General features: G+C 68.1%; 22 protein-coding genes. 10 read left to right on the plus strand and 12 right to left on the minus strand.

Going from position 1 to position 24,646, the window contains the following annotated elements; translation table 11 throughout:
- Positions 1-362: 362 nt before the first annotated feature.
- From H504_RS35405 to H504_RS0115890, 7 genes are all read left to right on the plus strand, one after another.
- On the plus strand, positions 363-1,358 hold the full coding sequence (locus H504_RS35405; protein ID WP_035304509.1) for a hypothetical protein: 996 nt from the start codon (positions 363-365) through the stop codon (positions 1,356-1,358).
- Positions 1,349-1,759 (plus strand): pilin, encoded by a 411-nt coding sequence (locus H504_RS0115860; RefSeq protein WP_342668778.1) that lies wholly within the window; start codon positions 1,349-1,351, stop codon positions 1,757-1,759. The genes H504_RS35405 and H504_RS0115860 overlap by 10 nt, the downstream gene beginning before the upstream one ends.
- Before the next feature lie 146 nt (positions 1,760-1,905).
- Positions 1,906-4,200: an ABC transporter permease gene (locus H504_RS38730; protein ID WP_051385924.1), complete on the plus strand. Its 2,295-nt coding sequence runs from the start codon at positions 1,906-1,908 to the stop codon at positions 4,198-4,200.
- Positions 4,197-5,300, plus strand: a complete 1,104-nt coding sequence (locus H504_RS35415; RefSeq protein WP_051385925.1) for a PrgI family protein — start codon at positions 4,197-4,199, stop codon at positions 5,298-5,300. The genes H504_RS38730 and H504_RS35415 overlap by 4 nt, the downstream gene beginning before the upstream one ends.
- Positions 5,293-7,137: a VirB4 family type IV secretion system protein gene (locus H504_RS0115880; protein WP_026423559.1), complete on the plus strand. Its 1,845-nt coding sequence runs from the start codon at positions 5,293-5,295 to the stop codon at positions 7,135-7,137. The genes H504_RS35415 and H504_RS0115880 overlap by 8 nt, the downstream gene beginning before the upstream one ends.
- A 48-nt stretch (positions 7,138-7,185) precedes the next feature.
- Positions 7,186-7,938: a GP88 family protein gene (locus H504_RS35420; protein WP_169735403.1), complete on the plus strand. Its 753-nt coding sequence runs from the start codon at positions 7,186-7,188 to the stop codon at positions 7,936-7,938.
- A gap of 41 nt (positions 7,939-7,979) precedes the next feature.
- Positions 7,980-10,361 carry a type IV secretory system conjugative DNA transfer family protein gene (locus H504_RS0115890; protein WP_084467784.1) on the plus strand — a complete coding sequence of 794 codons (2,382 nt, stop codon included), beginning with the start codon at positions 7,980-7,982 and terminating at the stop codon, positions 10,359-10,361.
- Positions 10,362-10,407: 46 nt separating this feature from the next.
- Here H504_RS0115890 and H504_RS40145 read toward each other — a convergent pair whose 3' ends face one another.
- Positions 10,408-11,646, minus strand: coding sequence for a restriction endonuclease (locus H504_RS40145; protein WP_084467772.1), 1,239 nt, complete (start codon positions 11,644-11,646; stop codon positions 10,408-10,410).
- Between the two features lie 210 nt (positions 11,647-11,856).
- On the opposite strand from H504_RS40145, the gene H504_RS0115895 reads away from it, so the two are divergent.
- Both H504_RS0115895 and H504_RS0115900 read left to right on the plus strand, forming a co-directional pair.
- Positions 11,857-12,810, plus strand: coding sequence for a replication-relaxation family protein (locus H504_RS0115895; RefSeq protein WP_245614277.1), 954 nt, complete (start codon positions 11,857-11,859; stop codon positions 12,808-12,810).
- Positions 12,807-13,772, plus strand: a complete 966-nt coding sequence (locus H504_RS0115900; RefSeq protein ID WP_026423562.1) for a C40 family peptidase — start codon at positions 12,807-12,809, stop codon at positions 13,770-13,772. Before H504_RS0115895 ends, H504_RS0115900 begins: the two co-directional genes overlap by 4 nt.
- A 61-nt stretch (positions 13,773-13,833) precedes the next feature.
- Here H504_RS0115900 and H504_RS40150 read toward each other — a convergent pair whose 3' ends face one another.
- The 7 genes from H504_RS40150 to H504_RS0115935 all read right to left on the minus strand — a co-directional run bounded on the left by H504_RS40150 (position 13,834) and on the right by H504_RS0115935 (position 19,635).
- Positions 13,834-15,264, minus strand: coding sequence for a hypothetical protein (locus H504_RS40150; RefSeq protein ID WP_157440451.1), 1,431 nt, complete (start codon positions 15,262-15,264; stop codon positions 13,834-13,836).
- Positions 15,265-15,426: 162 nt separating this feature from the next.
- The gene (locus tag H504_RS0115910; protein ID WP_026423564.1) at positions 15,427-15,732 is read right to left on the minus strand and encodes a hypothetical protein; all 306 of its coding nucleotides are present in this window, start codon (positions 15,730-15,732) and stop codon (positions 15,427-15,429) included.
- A gap of 134 nt (positions 15,733-15,866) precedes the next feature.
- Positions 15,867-16,646 carry a M48 family metallopeptidase gene (locus H504_RS0115915; protein ID WP_026423565.1) on the minus strand — a complete coding sequence of 260 codons (780 nt, stop codon included), beginning with the start codon at positions 16,644-16,646 and terminating at the stop codon, positions 15,867-15,869.
- A complete protein-coding gene (locus tag H504_RS35425) occupies positions 16,643-17,521 on the minus strand; it encodes a DNA-processing protein DprA (RefSeq protein WP_084467773.1) in 879 nt (292 codons plus the stop codon). The genes H504_RS0115915 and H504_RS35425 overlap by 4 nt, the downstream gene beginning before the upstream one ends.
- Positions 17,522-17,543: 22 nt before the next feature.
- Positions 17,544-18,770: a hypothetical protein gene (locus H504_RS35430; protein WP_157440452.1), complete on the minus strand. Its 1,227-nt coding sequence runs from the start codon at positions 18,768-18,770 to the stop codon at positions 17,544-17,546.
- Positions 18,771-18,825: 55 nt separating this feature from the next.
- Positions 18,826-19,254 carry a YkvA family protein gene (locus H504_RS0115930; protein WP_026423566.1) on the minus strand — a complete coding sequence of 143 codons (429 nt, stop codon included), beginning with the start codon at positions 19,252-19,254 and terminating at the stop codon, positions 18,826-18,828.
- A 3-nt stretch (positions 19,255-19,257) separates the two neighbouring features.
- Entirely contained in the window at positions 19,258-19,635 is a 378-nt protein-coding gene (locus tag H504_RS0115935) for an ArsR/SmtB family transcription factor (RefSeq protein WP_026423567.1), read from the minus strand.
- 126 nt (positions 19,636-19,761) lie between these two features.
- On the opposite strand from H504_RS0115935, the gene H504_RS0115945 reads away from it, so the two are divergent.
- Positions 19,762-20,826 carry a cation diffusion facilitator family transporter gene (locus H504_RS0115945; protein WP_084467775.1) on the plus strand — a complete coding sequence of 355 codons (1,065 nt, stop codon included), beginning with the start codon at positions 19,762-19,764 and terminating at the stop codon, positions 20,824-20,826.
- 77 nt (positions 20,827-20,903) lie between these two features.
- Here H504_RS0115945 and H504_RS0115950 read toward each other — a convergent pair whose 3' ends face one another.
- The 4 genes from H504_RS0115950 to H504_RS35435 form a co-directional block, all read right to left on the minus strand.
- On the minus strand, positions 20,904-21,818 hold the full coding sequence (locus H504_RS0115950) for a hypothetical protein (RefSeq protein WP_035304511.1): 915 nt from the start codon (positions 21,816-21,818) through the stop codon (positions 20,904-20,906).
- Positions 21,819-21,917: 99 nt separating this feature from the next.
- The gene (locus H504_RS0115955) at positions 21,918-22,343 is read right to left on the minus strand and encodes a hypothetical protein (protein WP_026423570.1); all 426 of its coding nucleotides are present in this window, start codon (positions 22,341-22,343) and stop codon (positions 21,918-21,920) included.
- 314 nt (positions 22,344-22,657) lie between these two features.
- The gene (locus H504_RS0115960; protein WP_026423571.1) at positions 22,658-23,092 is read right to left on the minus strand and encodes a hypothetical protein; all 435 of its coding nucleotides are present in this window, start codon (positions 23,090-23,092) and stop codon (positions 22,658-22,660) included.
- Positions 23,089-24,603: a hypothetical protein gene (locus H504_RS35435; RefSeq protein ID WP_211239332.1), complete on the minus strand. Its 1,515-nt coding sequence runs from the start codon at positions 24,601-24,603 to the stop codon at positions 23,089-23,091. Before H504_RS35435 ends, H504_RS0115960 begins: the two co-directional genes overlap by 4 nt.
- Positions 24,604-24,646 lie beyond the last annotated feature (43 nt).

A 24,646-nucleotide genomic window follows, 5' to 3' on the forward strand; every position in this document is an offset into this window, starting at 1 on the left:
GTGCTTAGCGAACTCCCGGACCGGCCGACCGCGCCGGGACAATCTCAAGATTCTTTAGGACGTGGACGAACGATCTTGACGCGCCTGGTTGGACAGCGTGCTAGTGGGCAGTTCGACTGCGCATGAGTCGACTAGCGAGCTACTAGCGCCGCTGGTCAGCGGTGCTAGTCGGGGTGGCTGGGCGGTGCTGCCCTCGGTGGTGGGGTGATCTTGCCTGGTGGTCTGCGGTGGCGGGACTGGTCGTCTGCTAGTCGGGCGCTAAGCGTCTGCTATGCGATTGGTGGTTGTCGGCTAGCTGTTTGCTAGTAGTGGCCGTGGCTTGCTGGCGTCGTTGACTTCCTCTTCGACGCAAGGAGCCTCTGGTGTCAGACTCTCGACCCGGTTTTCGGCGGCGCTCGGGTGAGCGCAATTCACTCGATATCGCCCGTGAGACATTCGCCGCGTTGACCGCCGGACCCGGCCCGGTGTCGGTGGACTGCCGTGGGTTCCGTGGGCTGCCGGGGCGGCTGGTGCCGGTGGACGAGCTGCGGGACCTGCTGCTGGCGCGGCACTGCCCGCAGTCCACCCGGGACGCGATGTGGATGTACCTGGCGGGCCGCGCGCGCCGTGAGGGCGGCACGTGGACGGTGGTCGCCACGGGGGTCGCGCTGCCCGCGCTGACGTCGGTGGCCGCGACCCTGTCCGCTCGTTTCGCGGGTGACCCGAGTGAGATCCACGCGGAGGTGTTGCGCGGCTTCCTGTCCGCGTTGGCGGGTGTGGACCTGACTCAGCCGCGGATCATGGTCCGGCTTCGGTGGGCCGCCTACCGCGCTGGGCACCGCGCTCTGCGGGAGGCGCTGGACCGTCCGACCCCGGTCCCCGCCGGGCGCGGTTCACGCCCGCCGACCCCGCCGTGGGGACACCCGGATCTGGTTCTCGCTCGCGTGGTCGAGGCCGGGGTTCTGATCCGGCTCGAAGCCGAGGTGATCGGTGCGACCCGGCTCGACGAGATCCCGATCGTGGACTGGGCGCGCGAGCGCGGGGTCGGCGAGTGGGCCGCCTACAAGTTCCGCAGCCGCGCCGAACACCGCCTCGCCGAGTACCTGCGCGAGACCACCGTCGCCACCGACTCCGCCGACCCGGTCGCCGACCTGGTCCTCACCCGGACCACCACCGAGCCGAAGCAGGATCCCACCGACACGGCCGGAGACGAACCTCCGCACCCCGCCCCACTGTCACGCGTGGTGACCGGCAGCGAGGGCAGGTCGGTCGAAAAAGTTGGACCCGGGCTGTCCAAAAACGACCCGAAATCCGGAGTTCAGGGCCGCGGCGAAAGTCCGCGCTCCATCGACTCGCCGGAGGTCCCCCGATGCGCCTGACCAACCCCGCCAACACCCACTCCACCACGAGCCCAAGATCCACTCAGGACAGTGGTCGACCGACCGTGAAGTGCCGTCGCCTCGCCCGTGTCGCGGTCGTCGCGCTCGCTCTGCTCGTTCTGCTGGCTCCCGGTGTCGCGCACGCCGAGACGGTGGACATCGCGTTGGCGGCGAGCTTCACCGATGTGCTCAATAACATCCGCAACTGGCTCATTGGGATCTTGGGCGGTATCGCCACGGTGTTCCTGACTCTCGGCGGTGTCCGGCGGAGCATGGCCGGGGGCGACCCGGGCGAGCACGAGAAGGCCAAGGACTGCTTCAAGGCTGCCGGTCTCGGCTACGGGCTCGCGGCGCTGGCGCCGTTGGTGGTCGAGGCGCTGAAGACCATCGTGGGGCTCTGACGATGGCCGATCCCGACAACGCCCCGAGCGTTGCACCCGGCGCGCGGACGATGCTCACGCCCCGCGGACCCGCCCGCGGTCGACATCTGACACAGGCACTGCGAGGTCACGCAGGCACCCGCAGACTGCGGTGGACGGCGCTGCTCGTGATCGTTCCCCTGGCCCTGGCAACGATCTTGCTGTTCTCCGCCGGGCAGGGCACCGCCGCCTCGTCGACACCCGCGGTGAGTCTGGCCGCGGTCGCGCAGCCCGGTGGTCCCACCACCGCGCCCGACCCGTGCAATCCGTGGACCCCGACCTGCATGTTGCAGCCGCTGCCGACTTGTTCCCCGGACCTGCCGCTGCCGTCGGTGGATTGTGTTCAGCCACCGGCACCGAGCACCACGACCCGCCCGCCGTGCATCGGCCAGGACTGCATTCCCGATCCCACCGCGACCACCGCGCCGAGTGGTCCGAATCAGCCGGGACAACCCGGCACCGGCGAGCAGCCCAGCGATGACTGTGGCATTACCGATATCGGCGCGTGTATCAGTGAGGCGATCGACGGGTTCTTCCGCGGAATCGTCACCACGGCATTGAACCCGTTGTTCGACCTTCTAGGTCAGACGTTGTTGTCCACGCCGACGCCGTCGTCGATTCCTCGGGTCGGGGAGCTGTGGGCGCAGTCATGGGAAATCCTGCTTGCCTGCTACGTGGTCCTGGTGCTCATCGGCGGCATCATCGTCATGAGCTACCAGACCGTCCAAACCCGATACTCCATCAAGGAGATCGCGCCGCGGATGGCGGTCGGTTTCCTGATGGGCGCGTTGTCGCTGTTCCTGGCGACCAAGGCCATCGACATCGCCAACGGTCTCGCTGTCGCGATCCTTGACGGCGGTGTCGACCCGGGCTCGGCCGCCGGGACGTTGAAGACGTTGGTCATCAACAGTCTCACCGGCGGGTTGTGGATCATCCTGCTCGGGATGGTCCTGGCCGGGATCTTGATCGCGCTGCTGGTGACCTACGCGGTGCGGGTCGCGATCACGATCATGCTCATCGCCTCGGCCCCGCTCGCCCACATGCTCCACGCTCTCCCACAGACCGAGAGCGTCCCGCGTACCTGGTGGAAAGCCTTCGCCGGATGCCTGGCCATCCAGATCGGGCAGAGCTTCACCCTGGTCACCGGCCTGCGTGTGTTCCTCGCCCCGGGCGGGTTCACCGTGTTCGGGCCGACGGCGAGCGGGTTGGTCAACATCCTGGTCTGCCTGGCGCTGTTCTACGTGCTGTTCCGCATCCCGTTCTGGTGCCTGCGCCCCGCCCGCGGCGGTGGCGGTCGGTCGATGCTCGGCAGCCTGGCCCGCGCTTACGTCATGGGCAAAGCCTTCGGCCTGCTCCGCGGCGGCAGCTCTGCCGGCGGGCGACCGGGTCGAGGTGGACGCACGCCGGTCGGCTACGGCAGACCCCAGCAATCGGGCTCCGCGCGGACCAGTCCCGCCAGAGGTACAGCCCGGCCGCGCCGGGACCCGATCGAACGACTTGGTGCGCGGTTGACCGCGCAGCAGGCCCGGGAACGCCGCCGCGCTGGTCGACACACCGCGCCCGCGCAGCCGCGGTTCCTGCAATCCAGCCCCCAGACCCCGACCCGCGACCACGCCGCGTGGACCCCGCACCAGGACGACGCCGTGCTCACCTTCCGCCCCGCCACCCCCGACGACCCCACCACCAGCACACCCCTGTCCCCGCCCACCACCACGCCGAAACCGGCCGGGTTCAGCGCCGAGGTTCCCCCCGACATCGCCCGCCGCGCGAACCGACCGGCCACCCCGACCCGGTTCCGGCCAGAGCAGCCCCCGGTCGTGCCTCGCCCGGTCAAGGCCGACGGCGCACCCGCTGTGACCCGGTTCAGCACCGCCGTCCCCGATCACGGGCGTGAGCGCCGCGGCCACACCGCCGAGGCGGCCCCGGTGCTGTTCCAGTCCCCGGGCGGCCAGGCACGCCTGTCCCATTCCCCCGTCGATCCCACCCGCCCGGCTCGCCGAGTCGCCGCACGCAGGAACCCGGCCACGCCTCCCGTCACCCCGGCGCCCCCATGGGCCGCGGCACCTGCACCGCCCAACTCGAAGCCCATCCGCCAGGCCCCCGTCGCACCGGCACGACCTGCGGCAACCACGGCCCGACGTACGCCCCAGTCGACCAAGCCTCCAGCACAGCCGCCCACGCCCGCGGCCCCGCGGAGCCGACCGGCACCTGCCATACCTGCGGTAACCGCAGCCCGGAGCACACCCCCACCAGCCAAGCCAGCAGTACGGGCACCCAAGCCCGCGCCCCGGAACCGGCAGGCACCCCCGCCACCCACCTTCAGTTCACCCACGTCCGTCGCACCCACCCCGCCGCCAACGCACCCGGCACCCAAGCCCGCGTCCCCGACGTCGTCTCGCCCCACTGGAGGTGAACCCACATGAGCCAGGTCGTGCGTATCCCCGCTGATGTCGAGATGGCGGACAAGGTCCTCGGACCGTTCACCGCCCGCCAACTCCTGCTGCTGACCGTGCCCGGCCTCTTGCTGTACGTCTCCTATGGGGCCACCAGGTCGTGGTTGCCGCTGCCGATCTTCCTGGCGTTCGCCATCCCGGTCGCCGGGGCCGCGGCGCTGCTGGCCCTCGGTCGTCGGGACGGCATCGGCATGGACGCGTTCGTTCTGGCCGCGATCCGGCAGCGGATGAGCCCATCCCGCCGGGTCGCCGCCCCCGAGGGGGTGCGCCCGGCACCGGAGTGGGTGACCGCGTCCCAGGGGGACGACGCCGTGCCCGCGGTGTCGCCCGCGCCGCTGCGGCTACCGGCCGAGGCGGTGACCGATACCGGGGTCATCGACCTGGGTCGGGACGGGTTGGCCGTGGTGGCGGTGTGCGGATCGGTGAACTTCAGCCTCCGCACCGGCACCGAGCAGGAAGCTCTCGTGGCCACGTTCGGCCGCTACCTGCACAGCCTCACTGCCCCCGTGCAGATCCTCATCCGCGCTGAACGCCTGGACCTGTCCGGACAGATCAGCGAGCTGCACGAGCGGGCGGGTGCGTTGCCGCACCCGTCGCTGGAGGCCGCCGCCCGCGAACATGCCGACTACCTCGCCCACCTGTCCGCGACTACCGACCTGCTGCGCAGGCAGATCCTCCTGGTGCTGCGCGAACCCCTCGGCACCCTCGCCCAGGCCGACACCGACGGCCGGTCCGTGCTGGCCGTCCTCGGCGCCAGGCGGCGCAAGCGTTTGGCGCAGCAGTCCGAACAGGACGACGCGGTGCGCCGCGCCGCCGAGACGCGGTTGGCTCGCCGGTTGGCCGAGGCCGCGGAACTGCTCACTCCGGCGGGGATCACGGTGACGGTGCTGGACGCGGGGCAGGCCACCAGCGTGCTCTCCGCTGCGCTCAACCCGGACTCGCTACTCCCACCCTCCAGCGGCCTCGCCGGGGCCGACGAGGTCATCACCACCGCCGCGGGCAGCGACTGGGACGACCACGACGAGCACCAGGCGCACGGCGACTACGAGGGGAAGTACGGCCATGGCTAAGCGACACGGCAACACCACCAGACAGCAGCCTGCCAGCAGTGCGAGTGCGTTCACCCCGGACGCCATCTCGGTCGGTCCCCGGCACCTAGAGGTCGGGGGTGGTGACTTCGTAGCGAGCTTCGCCATCACCGGCTACCCCCGCGAAGTCCACGCCGGATGGCTCTCCCCGCTGCTGACCTACCCGGGCCGAGTCGACGTGAGCCTGCACATCGACCCGATCGACCCCGCCACCGCCGCGACCCGCCTGCGTAAGCAACTGGCCAAGCTGGAGTCCGGCCGACGGCACACCGCGGACAAGGGCAGACTGCTCGACCCCTACGTGGAAGCCGCGACCGAGGACGCCCACGACCTGTCCCACCGAGTCGCGCGCGGTGAGGGGCGGTTGTTCCGGCTCGGGCTCTACCTGACCGTGCACGCCGCCACCGAACAAGCCCTCGCCACCGAGGTCGCCGCGGTCCGCTCGCTGGCCGCGTCCCTGCTGCTCGACGCCAAGCCGACCACCTACCGCAGCGTCCAGGGCTGGGTCACCTGCCTGCCCATGGGCCTGGACCTGGTGGGCATGAAGCGCACCTTCGACACCGCCGCGCTCAGCGCGTCCTTCCCGTTCACGTCGCCCGATCTCCCGCCGCCGGACCCGACCTCGGTCGCCGCACCTGCGGGGGTGCTCTACGGCTACAACCTCGGCTCCTCGGGACTGGTCCACCACGACCGGTGGGCCTTGGACAACCACAACGGCGTCGTTCTCGGCCGATCCGGCGCGGGCAAGAGCTACCTGACCAAGCTGGAGATCCTGCGCTCGCTCTACCGCGGCGTCGAGATCCACGTGATCGACCCCGAGGACGAGTACGCCCGCTTGGCCCACGCCGTCGGCGGCACCTACGTGCACCTCGGCGCCGAGGGGGTACATGTCAACCCGCTTGATCTGCCCATCCACACCCGCGCCGACGGCAGGCGCACCGCGCCCCGGGATGCACTGCTGCGCCGGAGCCTGTTCCTACACACCGTGCTGGCCGTGCTGTTCGGCGAGGAACTGTCCGCGTCCGAGCGCGCCGCGCTGGACCGAGCGGTCGCGGCCACCTACCAGCAGGCCGGGATCACCGCGGACCCCCGCACCTGGACGCGCCAAGCGCCCCTGCTCGCCGACCTCGCCGCCGCCCTTGCCTCCAGAACCGAGCCGGGGGCGCACGAGCTGGCGGCGCGGCTGGCCCCGTTCACCGAGGGCGCGTTCTCCGGCCTCTTCGCTGGGCCGACCACCACCCGCCCGGAAGGGCACCTGGTCGTGCACTCCTTGCGGGATCTGCCCGAGGAGCTGAAGCCGATCGGGACTCTGCTGACGCTGGACACGGTGTGGCGGCAGGTGTCCAACCCTGCCATCCGCAAGCCCCGCCTGGTTGTGGTCGACGAGACGTGGTTGCTCATGGCCACCGAGGCGGGCGCCCGATTCCTCTACCAGATGGCCAAAGCCGCCCGGAAACGCTGGGCCGGTCTGCTTCTGGCCACACAGGACATCCTCGACTTCCTCCGCTCCCCGCTGGGTAAAGCCGTGATCGCCAACGCCGCGACCACCGTCCTGCTCCGCCAAGCGCCACAGGCCATCGACGAGATCGCCGAGGTCTTCAACCTCAGCAAAGGCGAACGCCAGTTCCTCCTCGCCGCCGACCGCGGCCAAGGCTTGCTCTCCGCCGGCCTGCAACGAGTCGCGTTCCAGTCACTCGCATCACCCACAGAGGACTACCTGATCACCACCGACCCCGCGCAGCTCGCCGCGTTCACCGACGGCGATGCGGAGTCCGAGTACATCGACGTCGCCGACGACGTCGAACTCGACGCCGCCTGACACCAGGCTCCTTCACTCCACTCTGCTTGCTCACTCCCGGGAGACTCCTTGCCACACGACGCCGCCCCACCACGGTTACTCACCCAGAACCGCCGCCTGCGCGCCGTCGGCGTGCACAACTGGACCCTGCCCGCCTGGGCCGGGCGGCTACCCGACGGGCGCACCTACAACACCTGCCCGTCCGCCGGGGTGTGCCGGCAGGTCTGCTACGCCCGCCACGGCACCTACACCTGGCCGGTCGTCCGCGCCCGCCACCAAGCCAACCTGTCGCTGGTGCTCGATGACCTGACCGGGTGGGAAGCCCGGATGATTGCCGAACTCGGCCACTTGCGCTTCGCCGCGGGCGCGTGGGTGCGTATCCACGACTCGGGCGACTTCTTCTCCGACCATTACCTCGCCGCCTGGCTGCGCGTCTGCCGCGCCAGGCCCGCGGTGACTTTCTACACCTACACCAAGGAGGTCGACCGATTCCGCAGGCTCGTCGAACCCGACCCGCCCCCGAACCTGCGATGGGTGTACTCCCTCGGCGGCACCCAGGACGCCGCGATCGACCCCGCGGTGGACAGGGTCGCCGACGTCTTCCCCGACGAAGCCGCCATCACCGACGCCGGGTGGCACTCCCAGAGTTCATCCGACCTGCACGCGGTCCAAGGGCCGCGACTGGTCGGCATCCCGGCAAACCGCATTCCCGCTGCCGTGAACCGCATGAACCGACGCAGGTTCAGCGAGTGGCAAGCCGAATCAGGCACGGGACACCTGCGGATCGTCCCCACCGAGAGCACCGAGCGGGAGGCCGCGTGAACTCCTGGCTGGGGCGCTACCTGCGCGACCCGTTCGGCGCTATGCAGCTCGTGCTGGCCCACCTGCGGGCGTGGGCGGTGGTATGGGGGCCGATCGCCGGTCCCGCGTTGGTCATCGCGGTCACCATCCTGGTCGCGGTCCGACGGCGGATGCGCGAGCGGTTCCACCAACGCCTGGTCGCCGACGCCCGGGTGATCACCATCCTCGCGCCACCCGTGGTCGACCCGCACGGCGCGACCGCCCTGTGGTCCAACCTCCTCGGCCTCATCCGCCCCGGCTGGCGCAGGGCACTGCGCGGGCAACCACACCTCGCGTTCGAGTACCGCTTCCGCGCCGACCAGGTCGACATCCGCGTCTGGGTACCCGGTGTCATCCCGCCCGGCATGGTCGAGCGCGCGATCGAAGCGGCCTGGCCCGGCGCCCACACCTCCACCACCCCCGCGAACCCGCCGCTCACCCACGGCACCGAGACCATCGCCGCGGGCGGCGAGCTGCGCCTCGCCCGACACGAGGGCTTGCCGTTGCGGGTCGATCACCCGGTGGACCCGATCCGCGCGCTGCTGGGCGCCCCGGTCGGTATGGCACCTGGTGAGCAGGCGTGCGTGCAGATCCTGGCCCGCCCGGTCGCCGGTCGACGGGTCACCCGAGCTCGTGTCCAGGCTCGCCGACTGCACCCTGGCCGCTCCACCAGCCGAGCGCGCAGAGTCCTGGACCTGATCACCCCAGGCGCCCGGCGCCATCCGGGCGCCCGGTCGACAAGCATCGTGGACGCGCAATCGCGGCTGGAGTTCGGCGCGCAGGACCGGGCGATCGTCGACAAACTCCGCGGCGCCCAATGGGAAACCCGTGTCCGCTACGCCGTCACCACCACCGCCCACGACCCCGACGCCGTCACCGCCGCCCGAGAGGTGACGGCAGGGCGAGCGCACGCCATCGCCTCGGCGTTCGCCGCCTATAGCGGCCACAACCGCTACCGCCGCGCCCGCCTCACCCACCCCTCCACCACCCTCGCCGCCCGCCGGATGAACCGCGGCGACCTGCTGTCGGTGCCCGAGCTGGCCGCGCTCGCCCACCTACCCACAGACGACGCCACCCCCGGCCTGCAACGCGCCGGAGCACGCGCTGTGCCCCCGCCGCCCGGTATCCCCACCACCGGGGAGCTGATCAAGCCGATCGGTCGCAGCGACTCTGGGCACTCCCGGCCTGTCGGCCTGCACGTCGCCGACGCCCGCCACCACGTCCACATCCTCGGCGCCACCGGCTCCGGCAAGTCCGAGCTGATGGCCCGGATGATCCTCGCCGACGCCGAGGCAGGCCGCGGAGTGGTCGTCATCGACCCCAAAGGCGACCTGGTCAACGACGTCCTCGCCCGGCTGCCCGAACACCTCGGGTCGAAGGTGACCCTGTTCGACGCCGACTCCCGTTCGCGCCCGCCGGTGATCAATCCGCTCCAGGGCGCCGACCGGGAGCGCACCGTCGACAACCTCGTGTCCATCTTCAGCCGCATCTACAGCTCGTCGTGGGGACCTCGCACCGAGGACATCCTGCGCTCCGGACTGCTCACCCTCACCGCCATGCCCGGCACCCCCGGACTCATCGACCTGCCTGGTCTGCTCACTGTCGAGTCCACCCGGGCCCGCGCCATCGCCCAAATCGACGACCCCGTCCTCGCCGGATTCTGGCAGTGGTACGACAGCCTCTCCGAATCCTACCGAGCACAAATCATCGCCCCGTTGATGAACAAACTCCGCGGCCTGCTACTACGCCCGTTCGTCCGCGCCGCCATCGCCCAGGGACAATCCACAGTCGACTTCGACCACGTTCTCGACGGCGGCATCTGCCTGGTCCGCATCGGCAAAGACGCACTCGGCATCGAAACCGCCTGCCTCATCGGCTCCATCATCGTCGCCCACACCTGGCAAGCCGCCACCCGCCGCGCCCGCCTACCCCAACACCAACGCCGCGACGCGAGCATCTACATCGACGAGTGCCACAACTTCCTCAACCTCCCCTACAGCCTCGAAGACATGCTCGCCGAAGCCCGCGGCTACCGACTCGGCTTCACCATCGCCCACCAATACCTCAACCAACTCACCCGCGACCTCGAAGAAGGCATCAGCACCAACGCCCGCTCCAAAATCATCTTCAACGCCTCCCCAGAAGATGCCCGCACCCTCGCCCGGCACACCACCCCACGACTCGGTGACCACGACCTGTCCCACCTCGACGCCTTCCACATCGCCGCCCGCCTAGTCGTCAACGGCGCCGAAACCCCCACCTTCACCGCCATCACCGAGAAGTTGCCGCCCGCCATTCCCAAGCGAGCCCATGCCATCCGCGCCGTTGCCAACAGGAGCAACCTACAGCCTGTACCGCCAGCCAACACACCTCAGAACATCAACGACCCACGCCGTGTTGCGTAGGAAAATTGCCCAGGGCGGTCGTGCCTTGGCGCTCGCGTCAAGCAGTTCATAGCGGTCGCGTCAGCCAGTCAAGACGTTGTGTCCATTGTGGGCCGAGATGTTCATTCAGAAGTACTGCCAGCCCAGAGCCGTCTACAAAGTCGAATCGAGCGTTCTCCTGGGCCAGGACGTGAACACCTCTCGTGCCGCGTCCGGTTGTGATGAGCACGCCACCCGTGGCGCCTTCGTTGGACACGACTCCCAATAGGGCTCGCGCCTCTCTGACTGCAACCTTGCCGCTGTACTGCTTGCATTCGATGAGCAAGTTTTGCTTACCGCCAGGTATCGCCTTTTCTGCCTCAATATCTCGTCCGCCGTCACGGCTTGGCGGCGTCAAAACAACTTCAAAGCCCATCGAGGAGTAGAGTCTGGCGACCAAGCATTCGAACTGTCGCGGAGTGATGCCGAATAGAGCCTCGCGCCATGGCGTCGCACAGTTGCCGATGTAATACGCGTTGATGACTGCCACGGCATCCAACAACCCCTCGACTCGCCCTTGTGGTAGACGGCCTTCGTGTGCTCGCACGTAAGACTCCGCAACGGAGGCGGCGCGAGACGGCGCTTCTGGGAGCAGGTCGATTATCCACCGGACGCCAGCATGGGCGCGCGTGTTGGGTCTTATCAGGTTTGAAAGTCGCCGGAAATACTCGGACCTCTCTTGGAGTTCTTCAAATTTGTTCCAATCCTTCGTCAACTCCATTAAGAGGTCCTCGTCAAACCCGAACGTGCTGACGTCGAAAAGGAGATGTCGAAGTATATTTCGGACATCACTTTCTGGGCGGCCGGCGATTGATTTCAAGTACTCGTCCAGTAGTCGACGGGTCGGAAATGACCATGCTTGGAAGTCTGTTGTCGCGCGAGGGTGGTCTGGATCTACTTCTAGAATAGTGGACAGCCATTCCTCTAACTTTCCGTCCCAGTAGACGCCGATGCGCATGGGTTTGGTTCCATCGGAGTCGTCAGGTCCCTGCCCAAGCCTGATTCCCCTCGTCCTTGAGGCCCGTATCGAACCAAGCTGACGACGGATCGGCCAGTCCTTGACCGCAGTCGGGGGCGTTCCCTCGATCCACCTCTGAAAGTCTTCATCGTCACTACAGTCTGAACAGATATGTGGGAAATCTTTGATCTGTTCGCTTCTGGCATGCGACATTGCTGGATACTGCTTCGTTCTACGTCCGCATCTAGGGCAGGCCCAGGATTTGCCTGCATCCAGAAGCCTGTACACATCCACTTCCGTTTCGGACATGTCGCAAGTCTGGCATATGCCCCCGACAGCCCCTGCTAGGCGGATGTCTGGTGCGCGATCGCCGAGTCCGTGGAATCTTCCTGCCCTTGTCCGCAACGTCTATACGGAGGAACCTTGATCACCAACGCCACGCCCCAACGCGCTCTGCGTGGCCACATGCTTCAACGACCGACACCCCGAACCGCGACCAGCGGCGAACATCACGCCCGATTGGCTAGACACCTCACCCTCCGCGACCGGTGGCTGACCCACATGTTGTGGGAGCACAAGGTCCTCACCACCCACCAGATCGTCGAGTTGGCCTGGAGCACCGCTGCCCGCCGCACTGCCAACGAGCGGCTCCGCAAGCTCTACCAGTGGCGTGTGCTTGACCGGTTCCAGCCGTTCGTCACAACCGGGTCGGCGCCGATGCACTACGTGCTCGACATCGCCGGAGCCGCCGCGCTCGCCTACGAACACGGCCTCGATCCCAAGGAACTGGGCTACCGCCACGATGCCGCGATCGGCATCGCCCACTCCCTGCGCCTGGCGCACACCGTCGGCTGTAACGGCTTCTTCACCAGCCTCAGCAACGCCGGCCGTACCAACGCCGACACCGGCCTGCTCACCGCCTGGTGGTCCGAGACCCGATGCAGGCGGCTGTGGGGAGACATCGTCCGCCCCGACGGCTACGGCCGCTGGGCCGAACACGGCACGGAGGTCGAGTTCTTCGTCGAGTTCGACTTCGGCACCGAGGCCCACCGCATCCTGGCCGCCAAACTCCACGACTACCACCGCCTCGCGGTCAGCACCGGCATCATCACCCCGCTGCTGCTCTGGCTGCCCACCGCACAACGTGAAGCCACCGTCCGGCGCGCACTCGCCGACGCCCACGCCACCCTGCCCCGGCCCGAACTCGTCCCGATGGCCACCAGTTCACCGCAGCAACCAGCCACCAGCGACGACCCCGCCGCCGACCGGTGGCTCCCCCTGCCCGCCACCGTCGGCTCCAGCAGGCGAGTCCGGCTCGCAGAGTTCGCCAGTCGGTGGCCCCGCCGGACTCCCGCCGCCGACCTGGTGCACCGGCTGACCACCGCGGTACCGAACCCGGCTCGGTCACGACTCGACAGCCCACCGCCCACCCCACCGGACGGCCAAGACCGCCAACACTGGAGTGCTGCTTGAGGTTGGCGCTTATCGGGGCCGCAGCCGTCATCGCCATCCCCGCGATCATCGGCGCCATCGGCAACGGCCTGGTCACCGCCCTGTTCGGCGGCGACGACCAGCCCAACCAGCAAGCCATCGTCGACATCCCGTCCGACTACCTCGACCTCTACCTCGCCGCCGCCCCCACCTGCCCTGGGCTGAGCTGGAGCATCCTTGCCGCGATCGGCAAGATCGAAACCGACCACGGCCGCAGCCGACTGCCCGGCGTGCGAGAAGGAGAAGAGAACAACAAGGGTGCGGGCGGCCCGATGCAGTTCCTCCAAGCCACCTTCAGCAGCGTCACTGCCCGCTACACCCTGCCCCCAGGCGGCGCCACACCACCCTCCCGCTACAACCCCCACGACGCCGTCTTCGCCGCCGCCCACCTGCTCTGCGACAACGGCATCAACCGCGGCGACCTCAACGCCGCCATCTACTCCTACAACCACGCAGACTGGTACGTCGCCCAAGTCCTCGCCCAAGCCCAGACCTACTCCAGCACCATCGGCCGCGGAGCCGACACCTCACCAGCTTCCGCCGCCCAACAGGCCATCAACTACGCCACTGGCCAGCTCGGCCTGCCCTACCAATGGGGCGGCAACGGACCAGACGCAGGCGACGCTGGATTCGACTGCTCGGGTCTCACCACCGCCGCCTACGCCTCCGCCGGGATCACCCTGCCCAGAACCGCCGCCACTCAGTACCGCGCAGGCCCTCGCGTCCCCGACGGAGAACCCCTCATCCCCGGCGACCTCGTTTTCTACGGCACCCCCAGCCGCATCCACCACGTCGGCCTCTACATCGGCAACGGCCAGATGATCCACGCGCCAGACTTCGGGCAGAAGATCAAAACTGCTCCGTATCGCTGGCGAGGAGACGACTATGCTGGCGCTACTCGACCGCAGGCGCCAAGGCCATCGGCCAACACCGCACGTGATTGAGTGATCGACAGGACGACGTCGACTGAACCGCAAAATGTCAGACGCTAAGAGCACTTGTCTTCTACGGCTTCGGCCTGACTTGCGGCGGGTTGGCCATCTGCATGATTCGGACGTTCGACCGTAGCTCATGGGGACGCCCAGGGAACTCTCTCACAGCATCAAACAAGTCGCGGTCTTCACGCCGAGTCAACTTTGGCTCAAGCAGAGTGAGTAGTTCCTGCCATTTCCCTTGGGCGACGGTTGTCTGTAGCCGACTGGAGATGGTCTGATCGGTGAAGGCTCGCAACGCTAAACGAGCCTGACGGGTATCCAGCCGCTCCAGCAGTCGCCGGTAGATTGGGTCCGCCTCCCACGATACGCCGCTTCCGTTGCTGAGAAATACTTCAACCAGCGCCTTTGCATACTTTGTCGACACGGGAAGGGGGACCAGTCCTAGGTCGCCAACCAACGCCTCTAGCTGTCGAGCCGGTCCAGGTTCGGTGGAGAAGTTGTTCCAGCCGTGATGCGCCTCCAACAATGCGCCTAGTGCCATGTCGATTTCGGCTGCACGTACCGGCTCGGGCAGATAGGAAGCACCGTCCACCAAGTCGAACAGTTGACGACCCCGTGCAGACTGCGCGAGGTCCGCATTCGCGACGAAACGACCGATGCGCACTCCAAAGCCGTATCGAGTGTCATCAGACATGTACGGCCATAGTTCAGGCCATAGCGTTCGGACATTGTCGGCGATATCGGGCGTAGTCGATGGGTTGGTGTAAATGCCGAACAGTCCGGCCGCCAGGGCGTGTGCTCGGTCGCCTGGAAGCTGGTCGAAGAACGCCGAGGTGGCCGCCACTTCGTCTGCGCTGAGACGTTGCTGCTTGATGTTTCGCAGCAACTTCCCGGTTTCGGCAGTCACGGTGTCAAGCGGGAGGGTGATGACCTGGAGAATGCAGGTCTCCAGCCAAGTGACGAGTTGCAATCCAGATATTTCGGCCTGGTTCGGATGCGCGGCACTAGCGTGGTTGCGCATGTAGCGCACGCCATCCAATTGTGCGTGACCGATGTCGCTGAGCAGCCCAATGTCGCGAGCTGCACGCAGCAGGTCGATATCCTGAACCAAGGCAAGGTCGTGGGCATTGCTCAGATGCTTGCGCTTCTCCGGCGCGGGGACAGCCACATCGAAAAAGTAGGACAGATCGTAGTCGGCAACTCGCCGTCGAAGCTCTGCGATCGTCTCGTCCCACAGATAATTGAGTGCTGCGTCGAATAGGCCAGCAGCAGCGACGGCGATCATTTTGCTGATGTAGTAGGAGCGCGCACGTTCTGCATCGCCCAGTCGATCCAAGGCGCCGTCCAGGTTGGCGAGAACTCGCCGACGCTGAGTCATCTCCACGAGAACACCGTTGGTAGGAAGTCCTACTGCCTCAATGTTCGCCAGCAACGCATTCTCGAACCGTTCTAGGCCCGCGACAAGGGCACCAGTGTCGGCGGGGTGCTCCAACTCGCTCATGGGGACATGATAGCCGTCGATCAAGCCGAGAAGGCCGAATTACGCTCATTAGAACGACTAGCAACGGGCCCGGTCAAGCTGGTGATAGGCTTCACCATCGCGAACCAGGCCAGTGCCACCGCGAACGGTGAGGTGCGCAGAGGTCGCCGTAGCTGCGTTCGCTTAGGTGTCTTTGCCTTCGAGCAGCTTGTAGAGATTGGTGCGGTCCATGCCCAATCGGCTGGCTGCGTGGGACTTGGGAATCTTGGCGTCGAGAGCTGCGGTCAGACGCTTGTACCGCAAGTCGCGTGCCTCCTTGAGGTCAGCGTGGATCTCAACCCGCTCAGCCTGAAGCGCTGCTTCCTTCTTGCGGATCCTGTCCAACCGGTCCAGGAGCGTCTTGATCTCGGCTGCGCTCGTTTCGAGCAGTACGAGGTGCTGGTCCTTGGTCAGCTCGTGCTCGTCGGGGTCGTTCGCAGAGCTGGTCATGCATCCCTCACACCGTGTCGAACCATGCCGTTGACGACAACACTCCCGTTCCACACGTGGCGGGCCTCGTGCCGAACCAGTCCGATGCTATCTCGTTCGGCCCGAGACCCGCCTGGATGGGCAGTCCGTATGGCTTATGACCTGCGGTTCCAGTTGCCGAGCCACGCGTGGCGGCCCACCTCCTCCAGCTCAGACTGGCGCAGTTGCCAGTCGGGCATCCACAGGCTCATCCGTCGTTGCCATGGGCGCCCGTGGGCCGTGCCTGCGGGCTGGGTGGCGTGGGCTTGCTCGTGGACCAGCACGTACTCGATCAGCCTGGTCGGCAGGCCGAATGCCGCCCAGTGCAGAGTGGTGGTGTGGACGGAGGACGAGGTGTAGATGCCCCAGCGACGGCGTCCGAGGTCGCGGACGGCGTAGCTGAGGCCGATGATCCGGCCGTTGACCTCGTAGCGACGACCCTCGCGACGCAGCCACGCGAGTCCGACCTGCCGGTACAGGCCGATGACCGCGCGACGCACCAGCTCCGGGCGCTGCGTCCGCGCGTACAGGACACCATCCGCGGTGATCGCCGGGAGCTGGTCGACGCCCGGGGGCGGCGTTGTGACGAGACGGAGTCGGTAGCTGCGCCCGAGTAGGTTGAACTCCTCTCCGTCGATGAAGTCCTTCACCGCGTGGTTGGGAGCGAGACGCGTGGCTGTGTCGACGTGCTCGGAGATCCGGTGGCGGTGCCGGTCGACGAACCGGGCGATGTCGTCCGGTTCGGCCGTCGGTGGGACCAGGATGACGACGGTGCCTCCGGGGTGGATTTGGATTGCCGCAGTGCGGCGCCGTGGGCGGATCGTCACGTCCATCCGCCATGCGGCGGGCAGGTCGAGCGCTGCTAGCGCGGTGTGGAAGTGGTGGGGGTTGGTCATCGGAGTCCGTCCTGGTAGTTGATGTGTTCGACGGAGCTGGCCAGGGTTGCGGCGCCGGTGCGCAGCAGCTCGTGGACGCCTACCGACGTGGCCGAGTTGATGGGGCCGGGCACGCCGTAGGCCCGGCGGCCGAACTGGGTGGCGGCTCGGACGACGGCGAAGGCACCGCTGCGCTGGCCCGCTTCGACGATCACGGTCGCCGCGGTGAGGGCGGCCAGCAGTCGGCACCGGGTGTGGAGTCGGACGCGAGATGGTCGCGCACCGAGCGGGTACTCGCTGACCAGTAGCCCGCCGTTGTCGATCACGGACTGGAACAACTGGGCGTGTGCGGAGGGGTAGGTCTGGTCGACCCCGTGGGCCAGGACGACGATGGTCGGCCCGTGGGCTGCGAGGGCGCCGCGGTGGGCGGCGGCGTCCACACCGAACCCGCCGCCGCTGATCACGGTCACCCCTGCTTCGGCGAGGTCGTAGCTCATCTCCGCCGCGATCGTCTCCCCGTAGGAGGAGGCGGCGCGGGCGCCGGTGATGGTGACGGCGTGGTGGGTGAGTGCGGCAAGGGATGCGTCGCCGCGCATCCAGAGGGCCAGCGGGGCGCCGCCACCTGGCAAGGAGGTCAGGCGACCGGTGGGCCAGTCGTTGTCCTCGGGGGTAATGACGCGTGCCGTGCCCGCGTCGAGTGCGCGTAGGTCGTCGCCTATCTGCGCTGCCGGGCGGGTGATCTCGTTGAGGACCGCGGCGGGGGCGCTGCGATCCCAGATGTGTTCGACCGTTTCGACCACTCCGTGAACGGCAACGTACTGGTGAAGGGCAGGCGCCGGTGGTTCGGCAGCCCGGAGGAGAAACAGGCGGGCGCGTAGGTCGTCGAGAACGGTCATGGTCGGTTCCTTGCTGGGTGTTTCAGGCCGCGGTATGGCGGGCTTGATGTACGGCGGTGATGGCCACGTCCGCGCGGTGTTCCAGCCGCGCGAGGACGGGGTCGGTGTGGTTGGCCCACGTGGCGGCGAAGGTGGGCAGCTCCTTGTCCTGCGCTAGGGCGGGAGCGACGGTGTAGAACTCCTCCAAGGTGGGGAAGGTGCTCTCGCTGCGTCTGCGCAGCCAGAGGCGCGGGTGGATGTCGCGATCACCGTCACGGACGGGTGCTCCGGCGATCTGTTCGTTCCTGGTCAACGCGATACCCGCGAGTCGGCCGATCTCAGCCAGTTCGGTGTGGATGGTGCAGTGTCCCGCGAACAGAACCCGGTCGACGGACCGGATCGCATTCGCGGGAGCGTGGTAGAGGCGGCGCACGCGGTAGATCGCCCACGGCATCGTCTTCATTCGCGCGACAGCAAGGGTGATGGGCTCTGTCACCTGGTCGCGGCGGAGCCGCGTGATGAGCGACTTGCCGGGGCCGAACAGGCCCGACCGCGGGTTGAGGGCCAGGCACACGTACTCGTCGATGACGTGCTGCGCCGCTTCCGCGGGCAGCGCGGCGAACCGGGCACGTTGTTCGGGCCAGCCGAGTCGGTTGCCCGCGTACGGGCAATGGCGGCAGCAACTCTTCGGCCACACCACCCCCAGCTCTCGCAGGAGGTAGTCGACACAGTCCTGTCGGGTCCATCCCCACTCGTGAATCGGATAAGTCGGGATGCGCTGTCCGCCCATGGAGTACGCGGCATCGCGCGTGATCCTGGCGCCTTCATCGGCGTTGAACCCGATGGCGTGGAGGTAGGGCTGGTCGCCGAACTCGCGGGCGCGCCACGCGTCCAGCGGGGAGCCCTTGGCCTTCTGGCTGCATTTCCGAACCCCTCCGAGCTGAGGCATGGTGCCGGTGACGCGGTTCTCGCGCGAGAGCTTGTAGAACCCATCAAGGTGCAGCCGGTAGGGCTGGCGGGTGTCCTGGAGAACTGCGACACCGTCCGCCTTCCTGGGGCCGCTGCGGGCGACCTCGACCAGGCGGACGTGGCGACGGCGCAGCAACGGCAGGATGTAGTGCTGCACGAGCCTGCCCGTGGTGCTCCACTCGTCCCCGGTTTGGGCGATCACGACGATCAGGTTCGAGAAGTCCGGCGCGATCGTGTCGGGTCGCGCGGTGGGATCGGTGAGCATCCGCAGGAGTCCCGCTGTTGTTATGTAAACAGTCAAGCTGTCGCAGTTGAGTCGGTGTCGCAGTGCGGCCAGCGCCGCCGGGTAGTCGCGATTATTCGGAGTCGACGGGCCGGGCCAAGCCGGTGAGTCTGACCAGGGCGGTGAAGCCGTCATCGGTGCCGGGCCAGTGTGCGTGGACGGCGTCGAGTCCGGCTCGGCGGACGACGCCGCGCAGGACGGCGGTGACGATGATGGCGTCGTCGGCGTAGCCGAGCACGGGGATGAAGTCAGGAATCAGGTCGATGGGCATCGCCAGGTAAGCCAGTAGCAGCCCGAATCGGAGCCGGACACCACGCGGCAGGGTCTTGTCTCCGGCGAGCTGGTGGATCAGGCGCAGCACGTCGGGCAAGATCCGTAGCGCTTCACGCAGCAGGCCGTCGCGGGGCCGAATGATGGCCAGCACGGCCACGAGGACCAGCCATGTGAGCAACAAGGCGACGGCGATCCCGATGAGCAGATCCAGCCAAGGCAGACCGGTCACGACTCAGGTCCCGGTCGGGCGGTGCGGCAGGGCCTGCGCCGCGGCATGCTCGGAGGGGATGTCGCGGTCGATGTGGTCGGCGTGGAACAGCGCCTGCGCCAGCAGTGTCCGCACGTGGTTGTTCGCGGCGGAGTAGTAGACGAAGGTGCCCTCGCGGCGGCCTTTGACCAGGCCGGCGAGCCGGAGTTTCGCGAGATGCTGGCTGACCGCGGTCGGGGCAGCGCCCGCGAGCTCGGCCAGACACGCGACCGAGGATTCCCCTTGCAGCAGCGCCCAAAGGACCTTGATGCGGGTCGGGTCGGCCAGCAGCCGGAACGATTCGGCCGCGAGGTGGACCTGTTCGTCTCCGGGCATGTCGAACTCCGGCAGCGACGTGTGCATGTCAGCGAGCATACCTGCTTGCCCTGCTGACTACGTATCTGCATGCCTACGCAGATACGATGCTAGCCTGGTCGTTGGCTGTCGTGTTTGTCGGCGCCGTCACGTGAGCACGAGGTAGGGACATTCATGACCGAGCAGCACGACCACGCCGAGCACCACGGCCACGGTCATGGCCACGCGCACGGACACGGTCATACCGGCCGGTCGGGTGTGCTGGCGTCGGTGTGGAGGCATGTGCGGCATGCGGTCACCCCGCACAGCCACGACAGCGCCGATCGGCTCGACACCGCCCTGGAGACCAGCAAACGCGGCACACGCACGCTGATCTGGTCGTTCGCCGCGTTGTTCGTCACCGCGATCGCGCAGCTGGTGATCGTGGTGTTCACCGGCTCGGTGGCGTTGCTGGGCGACACTATCCACAACTTCGCCGACGCCCTGACTGCCGTGCCGATCGGTATCGCGTTCGTCCTCGGTCGCCGCGTGGCGACCCGGCGCTATACCTACGGCCTGGGTCGTGCCGAGGACCTCGCCGGCGTGGTCGTGGTCCTGATCATCGCCGGGTCGGCCGCGTTCGCCGGGTACGAATCGGTGCTGCGCCTGATCAATCCGCAACCGGTGAGCCATCTCTGGGTGGTCGCCGCGGCCGGGGTGATCGGGTTCGCGGGCAACGAGATCGTCGCCCGCTATCGGATCACTGTCGGGCGCGAGATCGGCTCGGCCGCGCTGGTTGCCGATGGCCTGCACGCCCGCACCGACGGGTTCACCTCGCTCGCGGTGGTCCTGGGTGCCGCCGGGGTCGCGCTCGGGTTCCCGCTCGCCGACCCGATCATCGGATTGGGGATCACGGTGGCGATCCTGTTCGTGCTGCGCGACGCCGCGAAGGAGGTGTTCCGGCGCCTGATGGACGCCGTCGACCCCGCCACCGTCGACCTCGTCGAGCGCACGGCCGGTGAGGTCGACGGCGTGCTGGGCGCGGGGCAGGTCCGGATGCGGTGGATCGGGCACAGCCTGCGCGCCGAACTCGCCGTCACCGTCGACGCCGCACTGACCGTGGACCGGGCGCACCATCTCGCCCATGAGGTCGAGCATCGCCTGGTGCACACCGTGCCGCGACTGACCGCCGCGATCGTGCACACCGAACCCGGCGACGGAGCACAGGAAGCACACGACACCCTGGCCCGTCACCAGTGAGCGACTGATCGGGCCGACCCAGCGCCGGATACGGAGACACGGGGTGGATTCTCCCGGCGCCGGGCCGCCCCCGATGCTCAGGCGGTCAGGGTGACCGTCGCGGTGCGCAGGGTGCCCCCGGTCTGGAACTGCACGAACAACCGCCAGTTCCCCGCCCTCGGAAGTTCGGCGTGGAAGGACAGCGTCGGGCCGCCGTGATCCCCGTTGACCGTGCCTTGCGGGTGCAGGTGGGCGAAGGCGAGATCGCCCTCGTGGAAGGCGGTCAGGTGCGCGTAGGTGTCCAGGTAGGGCTGCAGGTCGGTGACCGGCTTCCCGCCCTGGGACACCGCCACGGTCAATGTGCCGGCCATGCCGCTCTTGACGTCACCGGACAGCGTCAGGGTGTAGCCGTCGACCTGGGTGGTGGTCGATGCCGCTGGCACAGGCTGTGTCGAGGCTGACCCGGGCACGGTGATCTGCTCGCTGAGCACCAGCGGCACCGCCTTGCCCGTGCTGTCCTTGGTGATGAACGACGTGTAGGCCCGGTAGGTACCGGCTTGCAGCGGCGCGACCGGCGCGGTCCAGGTGCCGTCCGCGGCCATCTCCGGGTGGATGTGCTGGAAGCCGGTCAGGTCCGACCGGACGAGGTAGAAGTGCATCAGCTTCGTCTGATCCGACTCGAAGGCGGTCACCGGCTTGCCGTCGGCGCCCTGGATCTGGAACCGCACCGACGCCGCCTGGTTCGCGGGCAGCGACGACACGCTGGGAGCGAAGCGGAAGCCGGACGCTGAGGCGGTCAGCCCATCTCCGGTCGGCATGTCGCCGTCCATGCCAGGCATTCCGGGCATGGAGTGCTGGCTGGCGGAGGTGGAGGGGTTTGTCGAGCCGTGGTCCATGCCGGACATCCCGGTGGACGAGTCGCTGCCGCAGGCGACCGCGGCCAGGCCGACGACGGCTGCGAGGGTGGTCGTGGTGATCGCGCGGCGAACGCGCAGGGGTGATGACGTGTGCATCAGATCAGTGCTCTCTCGGACGGCGCGCAACAGACGCGCGCAGTGAACGGGGGACGTCGTGGTTGCCCGGCCGGAGAAGGCCGGGTCACCGAGTCCCTGTCACGTCCGAGACACGCACAGGCTGATCAGCAGGGCGGGACCGGCACGGGGTACCGCGCCGCCCACTCGCGGCATCCCCAGGTTGGATTGTCCGAGGACGATCGGTTCCGTCAACGCGGTGGCAGAGGGCGCCGCTGGGGCGGCCAGCTCGCCCCGCGGGGGTGTGGAGACACACACCGCGCCGTGCCCGCCCAGGTGGGGCGTCGTCGCCAGGAGAGCGGGACCAGGCGCGGTCGAGGTGGTCTCGGCCATCAGTGCCTGGTGCCCGGCCGCTGGTGCGGCGGCCGGGTTCATCGGGGCGGTACCGCCGGAGCAGCCGGTGCCCATTGCCGGGCCGAGACTGTGCATGAACACGAGCCCGAGCAGCACGGCACACGCGGTCAGCGCGCGGGCTGTCACCCGCGCCACCGCGCTCACCTCGCCCACCGCGTCGCTCCGCTCATCACTTGGCCGGGTTTCTCCCGCCACCCTAGCCACGAGGAGGTGTTACCACTGGCCAGGGCGTCCCTCTGTGACGGCGGGGACGCGACGACCATTCCCCGCTGGCAGGCTCCCTGACGAGCACACCGTGTTGTCACTGACACGATTCGCTGCGGTCCGTGGTTGACCTTCTCGGCCCCGGGGGTTGCCGAGCCGCTGCCACGAACAGGGGCAGCGCAACGAAGATTCGAGCGCTGGTCCATCGACTCGCTGCGGGTCTCCTCGCACGAGTTGATGTGGTGATCGTTCTGTCGATGTGGTCAGGAACGGTCGGGCAGTGGGATCACATCGGGATCGGCGTCGGCCAGCCGGCGGTGGAGTTGCCGGGCCTGATCCTCCAACTCCGAGTTGCGCAGGGCAAGGACCTGGATCTGGTTGGCGTAGACCCTGTTCGTCTCCTCCAGTTCCCGCGCGGTCGCGGCGTGGTCGCTGGCAGCCTGTTTGCGTTCCCGCTTGAGGGCGGCGATCTCCTCGCGCAGCGCGACGAGTTCAGGTTGCTGGGCTTCTCGGTTCGCTTGTGCCGCAACAACGGCGTCCTTGAACTCCGGGGGCGAGCGGTAGAACGAGTCACGGCCCACTCCGGCTTCCCGGCAGAGGTTGGAGACCGTCAGCTCGCCGTCGGACGCGGTCGGCTGGCCGGCGAGCAGCCGGGTCAGCGCCTGCTCCAGGCGGGCTTGGGTGGCGGCGCGGGTCACGCCTGCGCCTCCTCGCTGTCGAGATCACCGATGAGCTGGTCGAGCTCGGTGATGTAGCCGGTGAGTGCGACCTGCTGGAGTTTCGGGACCGGACCGGCCTTCTCGCAGGACGACTGGAGATCCAGGGCCTGATCGCGGGCGGCGGCCAGCCGGGGACGGTGCACTGTGGACCGTCGGGCGTTCGGACAGCGCAGGCACATGTTGTGCTGCGGAACGGGCTGGCCGACGATCTTGGCGCGCTTGACGCAGACCGCGGTCGCCGCGTTGAAGAAGCAGTCGTTGAGCACGCCGGGATGCAGCGTCTTGGTGAGGTGGCGCAACATCGTCCGCAGCCGCAGCTCGTCGGACACGACGCCGGCCAGGTCACCCAGTTCGCGTCGGATGCGCTGGAATTCGGCGTTGATCCGCTCGGCGGCCCCACCGCCGGACTGGGCGCCGGTGTTCCAATCCCGGTAGAGATCCTCCACGTAGTCGAGCATGGCGACCGCCTCCTCGGCGGCGACCTCGGCGGCGAACCCGGAGGCTGAGGTTCCGGCATAGCCCTCGAACATGGTCACCTTGGCGTGGTGGTACTGCCGGGCACCGGCGACCACACCGAAGGGCTGGTGTGCGATATGCCAGGCCAGACTTCGCCGGAACTGCCTGGTGGTGAACACCCACTGCTGATCCCCGTCGGCGGGGATGAACGCTTCGGCCACCCCGCCGGACGAGTGGGTGCCGAACAGGTCGTTGACGTGGTCTCGGAAACCACCGAGGCGCTCGGTGAGCTTGTTCGCCAGCCGTGGCTTGCTGGTGGGCCAGAGCCGGTAGCCGAATAGATGCGTGGGGTCGTCGTTGATCTGCAGCAGGACGTCGATCGCCTCGTGAACGTGGTCGAGCACGACCCACTCGGCCTCGTCACCGGTGAGCTTGCGGCCCTTGAAGACCCGGCCGCGCAGCTTGTGACGGGTCCGGCCGTCCACAGCGGTGGTGGTGACCGCGCAGTCCCGCGCCAGCTCCAGGACCTCCATGTCCCGAAGTCCTGACAAGTACGCCACCAGCACCCAGCAGGCGGTGCGCAGGTGGTGCAACTCGTCATGCAGGCTGCGGTGGTTCAGCCGCCCTCGCCAGGGCCGCCCGGTGTCCGGCCACGTCGAGATCGGTGTGTCCAGGCCACCCTCTTCGTAGCCGAGCTCGGCGCCGGCCTGCTCCATCAGTCGTGTCGGATGTCCCTGGAAGCTGTTGGTTCCGCTCATCAGGGCGACGAGTGCGGCGTTCGGGGCTTGCACGACGCCGTCGACAACCGGCGCGGTCGGGCGCTGAGCCAGGCAATACGGCGGCAGTGCGGGAACGCCCCGTCCCTGCTGGCGGCGGCGGTCCAGGAACGCCTCGATCTTGGTGACGGCCTCGCCGTGCCAGCACCGGCCGCCTGCTCGGGCCTGTTCCAGGTCTGCGATTTCCCGTTGGGCGGCCAGGAGGTCCCGGCTGGCGGTCTGGACGTAGAACAGGGCGGCGCGCAGCAGTGGAGCCATGATCGGCTCGGGGATGCGCGGGGTGCTGTTCTCCTCGTCCGGT

The sequence above is a fragment of the Actinokineospora inagensis DSM 44258 genome (genome assembly GCF_000482865.1).
In the GTDB taxonomy this organism is placed as follows: domain Bacteria; phylum Actinomycetota; class Actinomycetes; order Mycobacteriales; family Pseudonocardiaceae; genus Actinokineospora; species Actinokineospora inagensis.